Origin of the sequence: Aeromonas sp. Lyrl_2, assembly GCF_051948815.1 — a bacterium.
GTDB lineage: Bacteria > Pseudomonadota > Gammaproteobacteria > Enterobacterales > Aeromonadaceae > Aeromonas > Aeromonas veronii.
Genome location: NZ_JAYJLJ010000019.1, coordinates 67,178 through 82,490 on the forward strand (window position 1 = coordinate 67,178; position 15,313 = coordinate 82,490).

12 protein-coding genes are annotated in these 15,313 nt (G+C 61.0%); 8 read left to right on the forward strand and 4 right to left on the reverse strand.

What is annotated here, in order from left to right:
* The first annotated feature begins 151 nt into the window (after window positions 1-151).
* From VF684_RS16325 to VF684_RS16335, 3 genes are all read left to right on the forward strand, one after another.
* Window positions 152-1,765, forward strand: coding sequence for an ATPase RavA domain-containing protein (locus tag VF684_RS16325; RefSeq protein ID WP_139440875.1), 1,614 nt, complete (start codon window positions 152-154; stop codon window positions 1,763-1,765).
* Window positions 1,766-1,774: 9 nt separating this feature from the next.
* Window positions 1,775-3,229 carry an ATPase RavA stimulator ViaA gene (gene viaA / locus VF684_RS16330; protein WP_058056766.1) on the forward strand — a complete coding sequence of 485 codons (1,455 nt, stop codon included), beginning with the start codon at window positions 1,775-1,777 and terminating at the stop codon, window positions 3,227-3,229.
* A gap of 226 nt (window positions 3,230-3,455) precedes the next feature.
* Window positions 3,456-5,303 carry a tetratricopeptide repeat-containing diguanylate cyclase gene (locus VF684_RS16335; RefSeq protein ID WP_376899036.1) on the forward strand — a complete coding sequence of 616 codons (1,848 nt, stop codon included), beginning with the start codon at window positions 3,456-3,458 and terminating at the stop codon, window positions 5,301-5,303.
* Window positions 5,304-5,443: 140 nt separating this feature from the next.
* On the opposite strand, the gene VF684_RS16340 is transcribed toward VF684_RS16335, so the two are convergent.
* Complete coding sequence (locus tag VF684_RS16340) at window positions 5,444-6,166, reverse strand: SDR family oxidoreductase (RefSeq protein WP_376899034.1); 723 nt, start codon at window positions 6,164-6,166, stop codon at window positions 5,444-5,446.
* 429 nt (window positions 6,167-6,595) lie between these two features.
* On the opposite strand from VF684_RS16340, the gene prfC reads away from it, so the two are divergent.
* Both prfC and VF684_RS16350 read left to right on the forward strand, forming a co-directional pair.
* Window positions 6,596-8,185, forward strand: a complete 1,590-nt coding sequence (gene prfC / locus VF684_RS16345; protein ID WP_085942998.1) for a peptide chain release factor 3 — start codon at window positions 6,596-6,598, stop codon at window positions 8,183-8,185.
* A gap of 57 nt (window positions 8,186-8,242) precedes the next feature.
* A complete protein-coding gene (locus VF684_RS16350) occupies window positions 8,243-8,716 on the forward strand; it encodes an ASCH domain-containing protein (RefSeq protein ID WP_376899032.1) in 474 nt (157 codons plus the stop codon).
* Window positions 8,717-8,762: 46 nt separating this feature from the next.
* Here the strand turns inward: VF684_RS16350 and VF684_RS16355 are convergent, their stop codons facing one another.
* Entirely contained in the window at window positions 8,763-9,677 is a 915-nt protein-coding gene (locus tag VF684_RS16355) for a bifunctional helix-turn-helix transcriptional regulator/GNAT family N-acetyltransferase (protein WP_139440872.1), read from the reverse strand.
* A 139-nt stretch (window positions 9,678-9,816) separates the two neighbouring features.
* Window positions 9,817-11,013 carry a multidrug efflux MFS transporter MdtH gene (gene mdtH, locus VF684_RS16360; protein ID WP_139440871.1) on the reverse strand — a complete coding sequence of 399 codons (1,197 nt, stop codon included), beginning with the start codon at window positions 11,011-11,013 and terminating at the stop codon, window positions 9,817-9,819.
* Window positions 11,014-11,105: 92 nt separating this feature from the next.
* Between mdtH and VF684_RS16365 the strand changes: the two genes are divergently transcribed.
* Window positions 11,106-11,999, forward strand: a complete 894-nt coding sequence (locus tag VF684_RS16365) for a LysR family transcriptional regulator (protein ID WP_005349020.1) — start codon at window positions 11,106-11,108, stop codon at window positions 11,997-11,999.
* A 32-nt stretch (window positions 12,000-12,031) separates the two neighbouring features.
* On the opposite strand, the gene VF684_RS16370 is transcribed toward VF684_RS16365, so the two are convergent.
* Window positions 12,032-13,807, reverse strand: a complete 1,776-nt coding sequence (locus VF684_RS16370; protein ID WP_376899030.1) for a M4 family metallopeptidase — start codon at window positions 13,805-13,807, stop codon at window positions 12,032-12,034.
* Between the two features lie 347 nt (window positions 13,808-14,154).
* Between VF684_RS16370 and VF684_RS16375 the strand changes: the two genes are divergently transcribed.
* On the forward strand, window positions 14,155-14,709 hold the full coding sequence (locus VF684_RS16375; protein ID WP_005340529.1) for a GNAT family N-acetyltransferase: 555 nt from the start codon (window positions 14,155-14,157) through the stop codon (window positions 14,707-14,709).
* On the forward strand, window positions 14,709-15,260 hold the full coding sequence (gene rimJ, locus VF684_RS16380) for a ribosomal protein S5-alanine N-acetyltransferase (protein ID WP_139440869.1): 552 nt from the start codon (window positions 14,709-14,711) through the stop codon (window positions 15,258-15,260). Before VF684_RS16375 ends, rimJ begins: the two co-directional genes overlap by 1 nt.
* Window positions 15,261-15,313: the final 53 nt, after the last annotated feature.

Here is a 15,313-nt window from a genome sequence, read left to right on the forward strand (position 1 = left end):
ATCGCACTGCCCTTGCGTTTTTTCCTGCCAGAGGCGGGTATTGTGCGGTAAGAGATACCAGAATAAACATCATAACAAGACAAAACCCAAGGTCGAGCAAATGGATATCGCGCCTTGGGGCTAACATCATCCCAGCTTCGGAACACTCTCTATGTCGTCTTTAGCTCAAGCCCAGAACCCTGCGCGTCTTATTCCCATCCAGGAGCGCTTGCCCCGGCTGCTGGCCGCCCTCGGTGAGGGACTTTACGAACGGCAGGATGCCCTGCGCCTCGGTCTGCTGGCTGCCCTCAGTGGCGAGAGTGTCTTCTTGCTGGGGCCACCCGGTATCGCCAAGAGCCTGATTGCCCGCCGCCTCAAGCTGGCCTTTCACGACGCCCGCCACTTTGAATACCTGATGACCCGCTTCAGTACGCCGGAGGAGGTGTTTGGCCCCCTATCCATTCAGGCACTGAAAGAGGATGGCAAATACCTGCGCCTCACCACAGGGTATCTGCCGGAGGCCGAAGTGGTGTTCCTCGACGAGATCTGGAAGGCGGGCCCTGCCATCCTCAACACCCTGCTCACCGCCATCAACGAGCGGCAGTTTCGCAACGGCGACAGCCAGCACCCCATCCCGATGCGCTTGCTGGTGACCGCGTCCAACGAGCTGCCAGCGCAGGACAGCGGGCTGGAAGCGCTCTACGACCGGATGCTGGTGCGGATCTGGATGGACCGGGTGCAGGAGAAAGCCAACTTTCAATCCATGCTGGCCAGCGATGGCCACGCCCACCAGAACCTGCCGGAATCCCTGCAGATCCGAGGGGATGAGTACGAGCAGTGGCAGAGCCAGATTGAACAGGTGCGTTTGCCGGATGCCTGTTTCGAGCTTATCTATCAGCTGCGCCAGCAGCTCGACAGTCAGCTGGCCCATCGCTGCTATGTGTCGGATCGCCGCTGGAAGAAGGCGGTACGGCTCATCAAGGCGAGTGCCTTCTTCAATGGCCGCGATGAGGTCGCACCGGTAGATCTGCTGCTGTTCAAGGATTGTCTCTGGCATGACGAGGAGTCCCGCACCGCCCTGCTGGAGATGATGACCGAATTCTCCCGCCTTTACGGCTATCAGCAACTGGCGATGACCCGTCAGCTGCTGGCGTTGCGGGATCAGTTCAAACAGCTCAAACAGAGCGTGGCCCAACGCCTTTGCACAAAGGCCCGGCAACGCAAGCAGTGGTTTGGCCGGCGGGCCCGGGGTATCGAGATCCCGCTCGCCAATGCCAGACCCTTTGGCAAGCAGGTGCACTTCCATCTGCTCACCCCGGCGCCGCTGGATGGCGGCGATCCTGAACGGCTCACCCGCACCCTGGTGTTCGATCGCACCTTGCTCTCCCATTGGCATCCCACCGGTGAGGCGCTGGTGGGTTATGAGTTCGGCAACCCGAAAGAGGGGCATTACGAGCTGGTGCTGGACGATGAGCTGCGGCTGCAGGTGCTCGATATCCAGCGCCAGCAGATCCCGTTGGTGCTAATGGAGCGCAACGCCATCCCCGAGGTGGTGCTGGCGCCCTGGTTGCAGTCACTCGACGAGCAGCTGGTTCAGGTCGGCAAGGTGATGCAGATACTCAAGCAGCAGCGCAGCCTGTTCGAGCGTCACCAGCAACACCTCTTTATCGCCCAGCGCTGGCTGCAGCAGGTGGAAGACAGCTTCTTTGTGCTGAACCGGGATCTCGAACTGCTGCGCAACGAGCTGACCCAGTGGCGCGAGCGGTTGCCAAGGCTGGACGAGTAAGGAGCGCTCATGCTTGAGATCGGCATGCTGGATCTGGGCCTTCTCATGGGAGAGGGTGAGCTGGCGGGAGAGGTGGTGGCGTTGCTGGCGGCCTCGCCCAAGATTTCCGAATTTATCAAACGCTCCCCGCTACAGGGCAAGCTGCTGAAAAAGCGCCTGCAGAGCTGGGGCGAGCAGCTTGGTGAGGAGATCCGTCACAAGCCGGTGCCGGTGGCGCTGGAGCAGGAGTACCTGCTCTATCAGGCGCATCGGCAACTGCCGATGACCGAGCTGATTGGTCGCCTGCCCGGCTTGCTGGAGTCGCTGGAGCAGTACAGCCCCTTCGCCGGTGAGGCCCGCTCCTTGGTGCGTCAGCTGACGGCCCACCCCACCGAGGGGCTGCGCCAGCTCTTTATCGACAAGTGGCGCGCCAGTCTGGTGGGGAGCCTGCTGCAACTGCAGCAGCAGATCGCCGAAGCGGAGCGGGAGAAGCAGCGTCAGGAGATTGAAGATCAGCTGCTGGCGAGCCGCACCCTGGCCGATGCCCTCGACCCCAACCAGATTTCGGCTGGTGGCCTGTGGGATCTGGCGCAGGGGCACTGGCACAAGCGCAGTCTGGTGCTGGTCAAGCAGTATGCCCGCATGTTGCAGCGCGAGCCTTTGCTGGCGGAGATTGCCGGCCTGCTCGGGCGCAGCGAGCGGGATCGCCGGGCGCAGGAGCAACCGGTGCCGCCGGTTCAGGTGCTGGAGTTGGAGCCAGCACCCAGCGACGATGTGCCGGACGATCTGGTGGGCATCCATCAGGCGAACGATCTGATGCGGCTGCTGCCAAGTGAAGCTGTGATGCTGGGGCTGCCGGAGCTGGAGCTGGAGTTCTATCGCCGCTATCTGGAGCGGCGCCTGCTCAGCTACCAGTCACGTGGCACCTTGCCGCGTCAGCGCATCATGCTGCGCACTCCGGAGCAGGGGGGGCAGCAGTTGCAGCAACGAGGCCCCTTTATCGTCTGCGTCGATACCTCCGGCTCTATGGGGGGATATCCCGAGGAGTGTGCCAAGGCGCTGTTTCTGGCGTTGCTCAAGGTGGCGATGGATGAAAAGCGCGGCTGCTACCTGATGCTCTTCTCCACCGAGGTGGCGACCCTCGAGATCACTGCAGATACCGGGCTGGACAAGGCGGAGCGCTTCCTCTCCATGAGTTTTCACGGCGGTACCGATCTGGTGCCCTGCCTGGAAAAAGCGCTGGCCAAGCTCGATGATCCCGCCTTTGCCAAGGCGGATGTGCTGGTCATCTCCGACTTTATCGCCCAGAGCCTGCCTCATCCCCTGCTCGATCAGATGAACCGCTATCGCCAGCGCCAGACCCGTTTTCACGCCGTCGCCATGTCCCGCCACGCCAAGCAGGCGCTGCTGCGGGTATTTGACAACAGCTGGCTGCTCGATTGCGGCCTGCGCGGCCGGCTGCTGCGGCGCTGGCAGCATCACTAGTGACCGGGAGGGGGCAACCCCTCTGGGGTTGTTATCCCGCCCCCTCTTTTTCGCTGTGCGTCCCCGCTTTCATTCCAACGCGATGATATCGCAGTAAAATGTGACTAGCCTGCCATTCGGGCTCTCTGTCCGGGTGATAGCCTTTACAACCATTGTTACAGGGGAAAGATGGTGATTTTCCGGCATCGGCTTGCCCGATGATCTTTCCCATTGATCCGGAGTGTGTATGAGCCGACTTGCCTTGCTGCTGTTGCTGGCGGTGTTCGGGCTGGCAGCCAAACCCTTGTCCCCCGAGCAGTTGGAAAATGAACTGGGAGGGATGGAGCGGGTCTACCAGCCGATCGAGTTGCTGCGGGAGCGCGTTGCCCGTTTGCAGCGGGACGGCAACGCCTATCCGCCGTCGCAGCAGATGCGGATCAGTCGTCTGGCTTGCTGGGCCCAATCGGCCGATGACATGCAGGAGTCCCGAACCGCCATCGCCAATGCGGAGCGGATGCTGGCCATTGCGCGCGAACAGGGTAATGACGCCGCCGTGGCGGAGCTGACGATTTGCCGCGGCTGGTTCAATCAGCTGCTCGGCGAGGTAGTGAAGGCTCGTCACGATTACGATGAGGGGCTGCGGCTGGCAAGAGAGGCCGCCGTGCCAAAGCTGGAGGCGCTGGCGCTGGCCCGCCGGGGGGCCATGCTGTCTTTTCAGGGGGTCTCAGGCCAGGGGCTGATGGATCTCACCAAGGCGCATAATATCTACGAACAGCTGGGGTTGCCCACCTGGTATCACCAGGCGCAGCTCGAGATTGCAGCCACATTTCGTCGTATGGGCCTCTACGCCGAAGCGCTCGCCACCCTCAACCGGTTGAGCGAACACTTTGCCAGGAGCCACGATGGATTTGGCTCGGCAAGGCTAAGTGATCAACTGGCGATGGTCTATCTGCAGACCGGGCGTTATCAGGATGCGCTGGGCGAGCTTGAACGCAGTGCGGCCTTTTATAATCAGCCTCAATATCTGATTGAGCATGCCGAACGCATGGTGATGCAGGCCGAGGCTCTGCTCGGGCTGGATCGCCCCGCTGATGCCGGACGCTTGCTGGCACAAGCGGCGAAGGTGCTCTCTCCCGACGTTGACCCCATCCTCCATGCGCATCTCGAGCTGGTGCGGGCGAGGTTGAGAGTCGAAGAGCAGAAACCGGCGCCAGCCTTGCGTGCGCTTGAGAAGATTGAGCCGATTTTGAAGGTGGAAGGGCACGTGCGCTTTTTGCTCGAGCTCTACTGGGTACGCAGTCGGGCGCTCGAGTTGCAAGGCGACTATCCGGCGGCACTGGCCGCATTGCGGGAGCATCTGGTGCAGGAGCAGCGGCTCGATCAGCTGTTACGGGAACAGAGCACGGCCTGGGTTCGCGGCGAGTTCGAGCTGGCCCGTCAGGAGGGGGAGAACGAGCGACTGCGAGTCGAGCAGCGACTGCAGCAGCAGGAGCTGGAGCAGGTCAAGGAGCGTCGGTTCTGGCTGCTGGTGGTGATGGTGCTTTGCGGGGGACTGGCGCTGCTGACGATGGGGTGGCTGCTTGATCGCAACCGTCGGATGCGTCGTCTGGCCTTTACCGATGAGCTGACCGGCATCAACAATCGCCGTCGGGTGCTGCGGCAGGGCAGCGATATGTTGGCGCAGGCTCGCAGGCAGGGCTCGCCATTTTGTCTGCTGGTGTTCGATATCGATCACTTCAAGCGGATCAACGATACCCTGGGCCATCATCAAGGAGACAGGGTGCTGCAATGGGTCTCTCGAGCGGCAGATCGTCAGCTGCGGCACCAGGATCAGTTGGGGCGTACCGGCGGAGAGGAGTTCTTGATCCTGCTGCCGGATACCAGCCTTGAAGAGGCGTGCCGGGTGGCTGAGCGGATCCGTCACTCGGTCGCCAACCGGGCGCTGCCCGGCATGTCGTACCCGGTAACCATCAGTATCGGGTGTGCCTCTCTGCGAGACGATGATCAGGATCTGGCGGCCTTGATCCAGCGTGCCGACAATGCGCTGTATCGTGCGAAAGAGGCGGGGCGCAACCGGGTGGAAACAGACGAGTGACGGGCTGGGTATTGTCACTCACCAGGGTGTCATCGCTATTGGGAGCACACAGATACGGCGATGATGCTCGTCCCCTGCGCTCGTTCTTGCCTGAGATGGCAGATTGGCAAGCGCGAGCGCAGAAGACCGTTAGAAGGGCGTTATGCCCAGGCGCTGCCGCCATTGAGGTGAAGCACTTCACCATTCATGTTGTTATTGCTCATCAGGAATAGTGCGGCCTGCGCATAATCCTCTCCCTCTCCCAAGCGCTTCAACGGCAGGCTTTGCGCCACGGCTGCCACTTTTTGTGGGTCATTGCCCAGTGCTTTAAGCAGCATGGGAGTGCGCATGGGGCCCGGGTTGATGACGTTGATCCGACGGGGGGTCAGCTCGGTAACCAGACTGTGAGCCAGCGTTTCAACCGCGCCAGCTGCAACGGCAGGGAGTGCCTTACCCAGTTGTGGACGGCGCGTCACCATCCCGGACGTGAGCACGATGGAGCCGCGTTCGGACAATTTGGGTGCTGCGGCGCGGATCGTATGAACACTTCCCCAGAAGCGGCTGTCCATGTTGATTTTCAAATCCTCGATGGCAGCGGTGAGAAAGCTGCCTGGTCGCATGACTGCGGCGGTAATGACGAGATGATCCAGCGAATCCAGCTGGTTGAAAAAGTGATTGACGGAGTCGACGTCGAGAATATCCAGTTGATGGCCACTGGCACTTGGGCCCAGTTCAGCCAGTGCAGTGGCAAGCTGCTCACGGCTGGAACCGCCGATAATGACCTTGGCGCCTTGCTCGATCGCTTGTTGGGCGGTGGCCAGGCCAAGACCCGAGGTACCACCGATAATGACGATCTGTTGATTGTGCAGGGTGGAATGTTTCATGTAATGACCTCTCCATTATGTAGATACGATTTACATATTTGTAGCTGGATAGGGAAAGTCCAAGTATGAAAATTTATCAAGAGTGGTTGTTGCTGGCATGGGGAGGGGGCCAACTCCACGTAGTCCGGATGCTGCCATCCGATTCGGAGTGTTTGATTTTCTGTTCAGTTGGAACCTGTGGAACGGATGAGCGGCCAAATTATCATCTCTTGTCAGGCTGGGTATTTTTCACTCGCGCGGGTATAATGTCGCGCAATTTTGCTTTGACTCAGGCGAGAAGACCCATGTAACGCAACCCTCCTCCCTCTCTCCACCAGGTTGGCAACACGCCAGCTGGCGTGGCTTTCGTTGCGTATACATGTGCCGTGAGCGGCATTCCGGATTTATTCCCACGGTGGTTGATGCCACCGCTCAATAGAAGAACGTTGAATTATGTCAGCTGAATTTCTGAGTGAAGTCTCCAAGAGACGCACTTTTGCGATCATTTCGCACCCGGATGCGGGTAAAACCACCATCACTGAAAAAGTCCTGCTGTTCGGACAGGCCATTCAGCGCGCCGGTACCGTCAAGGGCCGTGGCTCGGGCCAGCACGCCAAATCCGACTGGATGGAGATGGAGAAGCAGCGTGGTATCTCCATCACCACCTCGGTGATGCAGTTCCCCTATGCCGATTGTCTGGTCAACCTGCTCGATACCCCGGGTCACGAGGACTTCTCTGAAGATACCTACCGTACCCTGACGGCGGTCGACTGCTGCCTGATGGTCATCGACGCCGCCAAGGGTGTTGAAGACCGGACCCGCAAGCTGATGGAAGTGACCCGTCTGCGCGATACCCCCATCCTCACCTTCATGAACAAGCTGGACCGTGAAGTGCGTGATCCGATGGAAGTGATGGACGAGGTGGAGCGCGAGCTGAAGATCATGTGCGCCCCCATCACCTGGCCCATCGGCTGCGGTAAATCCTTCAAGGGTGTTTACCACCTCTACAAGGATGAGACCTATCTGTATCAGAGCGGTCAGGGCCACACCATTCAGGAGAAGCGGGTGGTCAAGGGGCTGAACAACCCGGATCTGGATGCCGCCGTCGGCGAAGATCTGGCTCAGCAACTGCGTGACGAGCTGGAGCTGGTGCAGGGCGCCTCTCCCGAGTTCGATCACGATGCCTTTATCGCTGGCGAGATGACCCCGGTCTTCTTCGGTACCGCACTGGGTAACTTCGGTGTTGACCACATGCTGGATGGCCTGACTGACTGGGCGCCGTCTCCGATGCCGCGCAAGGCCGAGAGCCGCGAAGTGGTGGCGACCGAGGAGAAGTTCTCCGGCTTCGTGTTCAAGATCCAGGCAAACATGGATCCGAAGCACCGCGACCGTATCGCTTTTATGCGTATCGTGTCAGGAACTTACTCCAAGGGCATGAAGATGCGCCACGTGCGTATCGGCAAGGATGTGAACATCTCCGACGCAGTGACCTTTATGGCCGGTGACCGTGAGCAGGCGGAAGACGCCTTCGCCGGTGACATCATCGGTCTGCACAACCACGGTACCATCCAGATCGGCGACACCTTCACCCAGGGTGAGGATCTCAAGTTCACCGGTATCCCGAACTTTGCACCGGAACTGTTCCGCCGCATCCGCCTGCGCGACCCGCTCAAGCAGAAGCAGCTGCTCAAGGGGCTGGTGCAGCTCTCCGAAGAGGGGGCGGTACAGGTGTTCCGTCCGCTGATTAGCAACGATCTCATCGTCGGTGCGGTCGGTGTGCTGCAGTTTGACGTGGTGGTTTCGCGCCTCAAGAGCGAGTACAACGTCGAGGCCATCTACGAGGCGGTCAACGTCTCCACCGCCCGCTGGGTGGAAGGGACCGACGTCAAGAAGTTCGAAGAGTTCAAGCGCAAGAACGAGGTCAACCTGGCCCTCGATGGCGGTGACAACCTCACCTATATCGCACCGACCATGGTCAACCTGCGCCTGGCCCAGGAGCGTCACCCCGATGTGGAGTTCCGCCAGACTCGCGAGCACTGATACTGCTTACCAAATCCCGCCAGATGGCGGGATTTTTTTATGCATCAAGGAGAGGTGATGGTTGAATCGATGAATCCTGCCTGCTCGGCTCTGGCTGAGAGTTATCTGTTATCCCTGCCGGTGGCAGCACGGGCTCGTCATGTCTCGGCGGACTACTTCTGTGCTGATGCAGACAATGCCAACCTCTGTGCCGCGCTGGTAGTAGCAGGCCGCAAGCGAGCAACCTGTAGCCTCGCTTACTGGTATCTGGAGAAGGGCGAGCGGATGCCGGAACAGGGGGACCTACTGGTGGTGACCGACTGGAGTGGTCTGCCCAAGGCTCTTGTTGAACTGGTGTCAGTCACCTTGTGTCCATTCGATGAGATTGATGCTGCGTTTGCCGCCGAGGAAGGGGAGGGAGATGGCTCTCTGGCTTGGTGGCACGAGGCGCACAAGGCCTTCTTCGAACGCGAGATGAAGGCGGAAGGGAGAGAATTTGATGAGCACGCCACGCTGGTGCTGGAGCGATTCCGGGTAGTGGCGCTGCCATAGTAAACAAAGCGGCCAGCAGGGGATACTTCTGCTTGCCGCTATCACTTTAGATCGCCAAGTCTAACACCATACAGATCTCGCAATCCCCGTGGCCGGTGCAGCCAAGGGGGCCGGGCAGGTGTTCAAAGCCCAGTGATTCATAGAGGTTGGTGGCTTCGCGCAAGACCTCGGTCGTTTCCAGATAGCAGCGCTGATAACCAAGCGCGCGCGCCTCGTCCAGTGCCTGCAATACCAGCCGTTTGCCAAGGCCCAGTCCGCGCAGGGCGGGCATAAAATACATTTTCTGCAGCTCGCAGACCCCCTCTTCTCCCGCCAATGGCGCGATACCGCCACCGCCGAGGATGGAACCGTCCGGCCCTTCGATAACCCAGTAGCGACTCTTCTCCCCCTGATAGCTCTGGGAGAGGGTGTCGAGATTGGGATCCGAGACCCCATACCCCTTGTCGGCGGTGAGGCCATATTCGGCCGAGACGGCGCGGATCACCAAGGCGATCTGGGCATTGTCCGCCGCCGTGATGGGGCGGATCTGGTAGCCCCGCTGGCGACGGGCGCGGGAGAGGGCGCTGCGATAGAGCCGCAGCCCTTGCCACAACTGCTCCCGCTCGGGCAGGCTCAACTGCGCCAGCATCTCTTCCATCGCCCCGTCCATCTCCCGGTGCAACTCCAGCAGCATCCCCTGACCGTTGACGGTGAGGCGGGCCTCCTTGCTGCGGCCGTCGGAGGGGTGCGGGTGCCAGCTGATAAGCTCCCGCTCGGCGAGGCGTGCCAGCGGACGGCTGGCGTTGGATTTGTCGATGTGCAGCTTTTCTGCCAGCTGCTGATTGGTGGCCGGGGCGTTTTCCAGCTCGATCAGCAGGTGAGCCTCGATGGGGGTGAGGGCCAGATTGCCGCACTGCTGGGAGAGCATGCCGAGTTCGCGAACCAGATCGCGCGACAGGGCGCGCAGGGGACGGGGATCCATGTTGTGGTTTCCTGTTTAGTTGTGCATGACAACTAAAATAGCGTAAAAGTTGTAATTCGCAACCTTTTGCTGTGATGACTTGCAGAATATGAGGTGAGCGGCAGCCCCGTTGGCAGGGCTGCCGTAGGCAGGGGGGTCGTCAGGCGGCGGCTCTGATAGCCAGCTCCGGGCGGCGGGAGAAGCAGCGGGCCAGCAGCAACATGGTGGCGACGCCTATGGTGCCCAGCACCAGCCAGGGGAGGGCCGGTTGTCCCTGTTGCAGCGAGAAGTCATAGAGGGAGCCGCCGCCCACATAGCCGGTCATGCCCCCCAGCGCCAGTCCGAGGCGGCTGAAGCCCATGTAGCTGCCGCGGGCTGTGGGGTTGGCCAGCCGGGTCATCAGGGTCTCCCGGGCCGGTTCACAGATGATGATCCCCAGATAGAAGCAGGCCAGCAGTACGAAGATGCCGGAGAGGGTGCTGACGAAGGCGACCAGCCCGATCCCCACCGTCATGAGCAGGATACCCGCCATCAGCCGGCTCTCCAGCCGATAGCGCCGCTCGCTGAAACGGGCGATAGGGTAGAGCAGCGCCAGTGACAGCGCCGTTTCCAGGCTGTACATCCAGCCCACTGCAGTGGTTGTGCCGGAGAGCTGCTTGACCAGAATGGGGAAAATCAGCATCACCTGTACCCACAGCATGTAGTAGCCGCTTAAGATCAGCACCAGTCGGCAGAAGGCGCGATCCGCCAGCACCTGCCCCAACCCTTCCCGCATCGGAGTCGGTTTGACTGAGAGGCGGTAGGCAGGCAACAGGGTCCAGTTGCAGAGAGCCGCCAAGGTGAAGAGTCCGGCGCCCAGCAGGCAGACGTAGGTGAAGTCAAAGCGCAGCAGCCAGCTGCCGAGCAGGGCGCCGGTGACGGCCCCAGCGCTCTCCAGCATCATCAGCAGGGAGATAAAGCGGCCCCGCTCATGGGGACGGGTAAATTTGATCACCAGTGCGGCCCGTGGCGGGTCGAACAGGCAACCGCCCAGTCCGGAGAGGAGGCAGGAGAAGATCAGCATGGCGCCGCTGTCGGCCCAGGCCAGGGTGGCAAAGCCGACGGCGCGCAGCAACATGCCGGTGACGATGAGCGGGCGGGCGCCGAAGCGGTCGGCAAGCGAGCCGCCAAAGATCCCCAGCCCCTGCTGAGTCAGCTGGCGCAGGCCGAGGGCCAGCCCCACCAGACCGGCCGCCCAGCCGAGTTGATCGACGAAGCGCAGGCTGATCATCGGCATCACCACAAAGAAACCCAGGATCACCAGTGTGGTATCCAGCGCCAGAAACCAGCGTCCCCAAAACCTCGCCCTATCGACCATAACGCCCTCTCATTCACAGATACCTTCATTCTGGAGAGGGTTTAGATATAGTGGTAGACGACAACTACCTATATTTCATATCAGGATTATTTATGTCTATGGATTTGGACGATCTGCAACTGCTGCTGGATGTGGCCGAGCTGGGCAGCTTCAGTCAGGCGGCGGCCATTCGTGGCTGGTCACAGCCGCTGGTGAGCCAGCGGATTGCTCAGCTGGAGGAGAGCCTCGGGGCGCCGCTGTTTCAGCGTCATCGACGCGGGGTGACGCCGACCCGTGCCTGCGAGGAGTTTCTGCCATCGGCCCGCTCTGCGCTGGCGATCCTGAGCGAAGGGCGGCTGGCACTGCAGGGGGCGCCTGCGCTGCCTTGTATCCGTCTCTCCAGCCTGCCATCCCTCACTTCGGTGGTGTTTGGCTCGCTATTGATGGAGCTGGTGGACGAGCCGTTTGAGATCCGCTGCACCACGGATCACTCCGGCGAGATCATGCAGTCGTTGCTGACCGGGGAGGCCGATATCGGCTTTGTACTCAAGCGTCCGCCGGTTGCGGGCCTGCAGATGGAGCTGCTCTGCTGCTCCCCCATTATCGCTATCGCCTCGCCATTGCATCCGCTGGCCGGTTGTCACGGTCTCACCCTGGAGGATATTGCCGACCAGCGGCTGGCGCCTCAGGTATGGGGGCCGGGGTGTGACGTCTTTATCCAGCAGTTGCGGCGGCTGCGGCGGGCCGCCAGCCCCCTGCATGCGGTGCAGCCCGCCAGTGCGGCGCGGGATCTGGCGCTGGAACACGGGTTTATCACCCTGATGCCAGAGCTGGCCATCAAGCGGGATCTGGAGGTGGGGCGGCTGGTCAGGCTCGATGTGCGCAATCTGCCGCAAGAACATTGGGATGTGATGATGGCGTGGCGCGGTGGCAAGCGGCCCAACCCGGCTAGGGAAACCGTGTTGGCCACCGCTCGCACGCTGGCGAAACGGTGGCGCAATGAGTAGAGCGATGCGGGACAAGGCCCGCATCGGGTGGGTCAGTAGCTGGCCTTGAGGGTTACGCCACTGAACGCGGAAAACCCTGACAGCTGCACATGCCAGGTGCCCGCCTTGGGATTGGTGAGCGAGCAGCTTTCGCTATTGCCCCCCTTGTAGGGACGGCAGTCGTAACTGCTGCTGGTGGGGGCGCTGCCAAAGCGGACGTAGAGGTCGGCATCTCCGGTGCCGCCGCTGCTGCTGATCTGCAGCGACCTGGTGCCAGCCGGTACGTTCAGGGTGTAGTTGAGCTTGCCACCCTTGCTGGCGGCGAGGTTGCTCACCGGCACGCCGTTTTGCAGTACGTTGTCGCTCGGTGGCGGCGTGCTGCCGCAGCTGGCATCAACCCCGACGGTCTGGAAGGCACGTGCCACATCCGCCTGACTGTAACCCAGATCGGCGGTCGCCCGGCTGACGCCGCAGGCCCCTTGCTGGTAGTTGGTGTTGGCGCCCCAGTAGAGGCGGTTGGCCAGCAAGAAGACTTCAAATGCCTTGCGGGTGTTCCAGCCACTGCTGGTGGCGAGCAGGTAGAAGGCGCGGTTGTAGACCCCGGAGCTGTGGTGTACATCCATCCCCTCCTGATAATCCGCGGCATGGCCGATGGATCTGCCATCCCGGGTCGGATCCTCGAAGTAGCGCAGGGAGCCGTTGCCCTTGAATATCTGCGCCCCGACCAGCCAGTCGTTGCTCCCCTTCATGTAGAACTCGGCAGCTTCCCCCGCCATATCGGAGAAGGCCTCGTTGATGCCGCCGGATTGTCCTGAATAGACCAGCCCGGAGTTTTGCTCGGTAAAGCCGTGGCTCACCTCGTGGGCCGCCACATCGAGGCTTACCAGCGGGTGGAAGGTGGTGGCGCCGTCACCGAAGGTCATCTGGCTGCCATCCCAGAAGGCGTTCTCGTAATTCTTGCTGTAGTGAACCCGCATCTTCAGTTTGAAGGTGAGGGGCGCCGTGTTGTACCAGTTGCGGTACATGTCGAACACCACGTTGCCGAAGTAGTGGGCGTCGTTGAGGGGCGAGTAGGCGCCGTTGATCTCCTTGACCCGGTTCTCCGGACAGGTGAACTGGTGGATGGTGCCGCCAGAGGTAGCGTGGTTGAGGTTGATGGTATCGACGTTGGGGCTGGTCATCCGGCAGTTGTCATCGACGATGAGCGGGCCAAAGTCGGTGCCGTAGACGTATTTGCCGGTCTTGATGTTGCCCCCCGGGCCGGTGGCATCCTTGTGGTTGATCCCCTCCCAGCGTTTGAGCTCCTCACCGCTTTGGGCATCAAGAATGACAAAGGGGCGACTTGGCTTGTCACCTTCGGCGATGAAGGAGACCTGATAAACCAGCCGGGCCAGCCCGTTCTCATCCTGCATCACGTAGAGTTTGACCTGCTCGTTGCTCCCCTTGCTGCCCGCCTTGGCTTTGCTGGCGGCATCCTGTGGCGAGAGGGTGGCGACCGGGCTTGCCACATCCTGATCGATCTGGCGCAGCATGCGCCCGCTGGCCTGTTGCAGCTGGCCGTTCAGGCTCTTGTCAGCCACCACCACCTGACCCATTACCGGGATGCCGTTCCAGACCTGCTCGTAGCGGATCCGCTGCTGGCCGTTGGGCAGCTTGACCACCCGCACCTGACGAAACTCGCCATCTTCCAGCTGCAAGGTACCACTCGCGGCACTGAGGCCTGTCATGGCCCGGATGCCGTTTGCCGTTACGTTGATCTCTACCTCTTGCGCCGCCAGTGCGGCGCTTCCCCAGCAGGTCAGCGCAACGGCCAGATAAATTTTATTCATCTCTTCTTTCCTTAAATCGATGAGGTTGATAAACCGACCGAAGGTCGGGCGTTTTGAAGCTAGTGCCGGTGGGGGAAAGTGCACCCTGTCAAAAGTGACAGCGCAGCACAAAGGGGTAGCAGGATCTGCCAAAGTGCCGTTTGGGGGCATTCTTCGGCGCCATGTGGAGAGCATTATCCGGTTTCAGACACCCACCCTCCTCTTTTGAGGGAGGAGAGTACGTGCGCTGTCACCCTCTGCGAAGCCTGCCGGAGGGGGGCCGTAAAAGTGGCTGGCGCGGCCAGTGGCGATTGGCTACATTGGGTAGTTGGTTCGCTATTTGATCACTGATTTGAAAGGAGAATCCCATGTTTTCATGGCAGTTGGACGACGAGCTTGCGCTGCTCTTCTTGCAGCCCGATATGGCGAGCGAACTGTTTGCCCTCTGCAATGACAACCGGGAGTATCTCTCCCAGTGGCTACCCTGGCCGCCACTGATCCAGCGCCCTGTCGACAGCGCCCTCTTCATTCGCAGTGCCATCGAGAAGTTCGCCCGCGGCGAGGGGCTCACCACTGCCATCGAGTATCAGGGGGAGGTGGTGGGGGTCATAGGTTACAACAGCATCGATCACGACCTTGGCAAGGTGGTCATCGGTTACTGGCTGGCGGAGCGCTGGCAGGGCAACGGTATCATCACCCGTGCCTGTCAGGCCCTGATCCACCACGCCTTCGAGGAGATGGGGATGGAGAAGGTGGAGATCAGCGCCGCCACCGATAACGAGCCCAGCAGAGCCGTCTGTGAGCGGCTCGGGATGCAGCTGGAGGGGGTGACCCGGCGCGCAGAGCGGCTGGGCAACCGGATTGTGGACCATGCCCACTACAGCTTGCTGCGCGATGAGTGGCTAAGACAGAGGGAGTCCTGATGGCGCTGCCACATATCAAGACGGCCCGCACCCACCTGACCATACTGTCGCCGGATCAGGCCCCCATGATGCTCGACTTCTACCGGCGCAACCGTGACCATCTCACCCCCTGGGAGCCGCTTCGGGATGAGCAGTTTTACACCCTCTCTTACTGGCATGCCCGGCTGCAGGACAGCTACAGCCAGTTCTTCAACGGCACCGGCGTCAATCTGGTGGCCCTCGATCCGGCTGGCGAGCGGGTGATCGCCACCTGCAACTTCAGCAATATCCTGATGGGGGTCTTCAAGGCGTGTCATCTGGGCTATGCCATCGACCAGCAGCATCAGGGGCAGGGGGTGATGAGAGAGGTGCTGTCAGCCGCCATCGACTACCTGTTTCAGGAGCACGATCTGCATCGCATCATGGCTTGCTATATGCCTGCCAATCAGCGTAGCGGTGCCTTGCTGGAGCGGCTCGGTTTCGAGCGGGAGGGATTAGCGCGGGCGTATCTGATGATCAATGGTCGTTGGGAGGATCACATCCTCACCTCGCTGATCAATCCGGCCCCCTGAGCGACAGATAAAAAAACGGGCCCGAAGTTGCCTTCGGACCCGTCTTCGAATGA

What these genes read in the sequence shown, in the direction of transcription:
- VF684_RS16325 (WP_139440875.1), top strand. Translation starts at nt 152, where the DNA reads ATGTCGTCTTTAGCTCAAGCCCAGAACCCTGCGCGTCTTATTCCCATC.
- viaA (WP_058056766.1), top strand. Translation starts at nt 1,775, where the DNA reads ATGCTTGAGATCGGCATGCTGGATCTGGGCCTTCTCATGGGAGAGGGT.
- VF684_RS16335 (WP_376899036.1), top strand. Translation starts at nt 3,456, where the DNA reads ATGAGCCGACTTGCCTTGCTGCTGTTGCTGGCGGTGTTCGGGCTGGCA.
- VF684_RS16340 (WP_376899034.1), bottom strand. Translation starts at nt 6,166, where the DNA reads ATGAAACATTCCACCCTGCACAATCAACAGATCGTCATTATCGGTGGT.
- VF684_RS16350 (WP_376899032.1), top strand. Translation starts at nt 8,243, where the DNA reads ATGGTTGAATCGATGAATCCTGCCTGCTCGGCTCTGGCTGAGAGTTAT.
- VF684_RS16355 (WP_139440872.1), bottom strand. Translation starts at nt 9,677, where the DNA reads ATGGATCCCCGTCCCCTGCGCGCCCTGTCGCGCGATCTGGTTCGCGAA.
- mdtH (WP_139440871.1), bottom strand. Translation starts at nt 11,013, where the DNA reads ATGGTCGATAGGGCGAGGTTTTGGGGACGCTGGTTTCTGGCGCTGGAT.
- VF684_RS16365 (WP_005349020.1), top strand. Translation starts at nt 11,106, where the DNA reads ATGTCTATGGATTTGGACGATCTGCAACTGCTGCTGGATGTGGCCGAG.
- VF684_RS16370 (WP_376899030.1), bottom strand. Translation starts at nt 13,807, where the DNA reads ATGAATAAAATTTATCTGGCCGTTGCGCTGACCTGCTGGGGAAGCGCC.
- VF684_RS16375 (WP_005340529.1), top strand. Translation starts at nt 14,155, where the DNA reads ATGTTTTCATGGCAGTTGGACGACGAGCTTGCGCTGCTCTTCTTGCAG.
- rimJ (WP_139440869.1), top strand. Translation starts at nt 14,709, where the DNA reads ATGGCGCTGCCACATATCAAGACGGCCCGCACCCACCTGACCATACTG.